Consider the following 1,497-nt stretch of genomic DNA (forward strand, 5'->3'; position numbering starts at 1 on the left):
GTCGCTGATGCTGGGGGTGCGGCGGGCCGGCGTGACCGTGGCGGCCCGCATGCTGCAGAAGGCGCAGTTCATCCGCTACGAGCGCGGCCGCATGGAAGTGACGGACCGGCCGGGCCTCGAAGGCGCGGGTTGCGAATGCTACGGCATCCAGCGCCGTGCGCTTGACCGGCTAGTTGGCAAGAGCAGACTTTCCCACCCGCGCTGAGTGAGCCCATAGGGCCAAGCTGATAACACTGATTGATAATCTTTGAAGGGTTCTGTGCGTTGACCGCCTGAAACCCCGGCATTGACGAAGCTTATGTTAATGCTGATGCCTCGTCATCGGACTGCGGAGCATGCAGTCGGCGGATCGGACTATTTTGCGGAGGCCTCATGAGCCGCTCTCTCGTTATCGCCCGGGTTGGTCGGAAATCGCTTCACCGGTGTTGGATCGATGCAGGCAAGCCGCGAGACTGGGACCTTTATCTCTGTCCCTACGAGGAGATCGGGCCGCAGGAGGACCTGGATTGCCAGATTGGCGATGTCATCCCCGGCCCGAAATGGACCGGCCTGACCAAGCTGCTGAACGCATGGCCCGGCTGGCGTGACTACGACCAGATCTGGCTCCCCGACGACGACATCCTCGCCAGACAGGACGCTATTACGGATATGTTCGAGGTTGGGCGCGCGCTCGACTTTCATCTCTTCGCGCCGGCCCTGCAGCCGGTTTCGTAGAGATCATGGTCCCCTGCTTCCGCCGAGCGACTCTCGAGGAACTTCTTCCAACGTTCGCGCTCTCGACCACAGGATGGGGCTTCGGCCTCGATTCCGCTTGGCCGAAGATCCTCGGTTACGAGCACGTCGGCATCATCGACGGGGTGACGGTGGTGCATACACGTCCCGTTGGGGGGTTTAGGGATGCGGATCTGAGCCGCCGTGTGATGCAGGAATCTGACGACATCCTCGCCAAGTTTGAGTGCGGCCAGCGCATGGTAACATTTGCGGGGATAGGGCCCGACCTCCGAGAAGCCTCGCTCACCCCGGAGGAGCTACTCGTGGAACTCGTGCGCGGATGGCAATACCTTTTCGACGGATGCCCCAACGCTCTACGCTGGCTCTTCGATCAGCAGCAATGCCTGTTCTCGGCTGCGCCCTATCCGGTTTCCGGGTTGCCGACGAGCCCTGGGTCTCGGGCAAAGAGCGGCTCATGAGCGGGCGGCAGGAGCGGCAGTTGTTCCCGTCCGGTGGGTGTCTCGAAGTTGTTGTTGCCCCTGAATGCTCGGACAGGGTCAGGTTGTTAGCGTGGCACGGATGAACAGGCGTGGGGAGCGATCTCCCAGTGCGCGATGGGGGTGAACCTCGTTGTCGTGGGTGAACTAGGCTCAGGACCCATTGTCCGAGCCAGAAGGTGACGGTAGCGGTGAGGGTGATGGCGCTGAAGAAGGTGTGGGCACAGCGGTCGTAGCGCATGGCGATGCGGCGCCAGTCTCTGAGTTTGCCGAACATGTTCTCGATGCG

General features: G+C 61.9%; 2 protein-coding genes and 2 pseudogenes. 3 read left to right on the forward strand and 1 reads right to left on the reverse strand.

Annotation, left to right across the window (positions count from 1 at the left end; translation table 11 throughout):
- From ACFOY6_RS24160 to ACFOY6_RS24170, 3 genes and pseudogenes are all read left to right on the forward strand, one after another.
- Nucleotides 1-205, forward strand: a pseudogene (locus ACFOY6_RS24160) (Crp/Fnr family transcriptional regulator); the annotation flags it as partial.
- A 167-nt stretch (nt 206-372) separates the two neighbouring features.
- Nucleotides 373-714 (forward strand): hypothetical protein, encoded by a 342-nt coding sequence (locus tag ACFOY6_RS24165; RefSeq protein WP_379652462.1) that lies wholly within the window; start codon nt 373-375, stop codon nt 712-714.
- Nucleotides 715-719: 5 nt separating this feature from the next.
- Nucleotides 720-1,190 (forward strand): hypothetical protein, encoded by a 471-nt coding sequence (locus tag ACFOY6_RS24170; RefSeq protein ID WP_379652463.1) that lies wholly within the window; start codon nt 720-722, stop codon nt 1,188-1,190.
- A 187-nt stretch (nt 1,191-1,377) separates the two neighbouring features.
- Here ACFOY6_RS24170 and ACFOY6_RS24175 read toward each other — a convergent pair.
- Nucleotides 1,378-1,497, reverse strand: a pseudogene (locus tag ACFOY6_RS24175) (IS5/IS1182 family transposase); the annotation flags it as partial.

This window comes from Teichococcus aestuarii (assembly GCF_042651065.1).
Lineage (GTDB): Bacteria > Pseudomonadota > Alphaproteobacteria > Acetobacterales > Acetobacteraceae > Pseudoroseomonas > Pseudoroseomonas aestuarii.

Excerpts from the sequence above, each read along its gene's own strand:
- ACFOY6_RS24165 (WP_379652462.1), top strand. The coding sequence starts at position 373 with ATGAGCCGCTCTCTCGTTATCGCCCGGGTTGGTCGGAAATCGCTTCAC.
- ACFOY6_RS24170 (WP_379652463.1), top strand. The coding sequence starts at position 720 with ATGGTCCCCTGCTTCCGCCGAGCGACTCTCGAGGAACTTCTTCCAACG.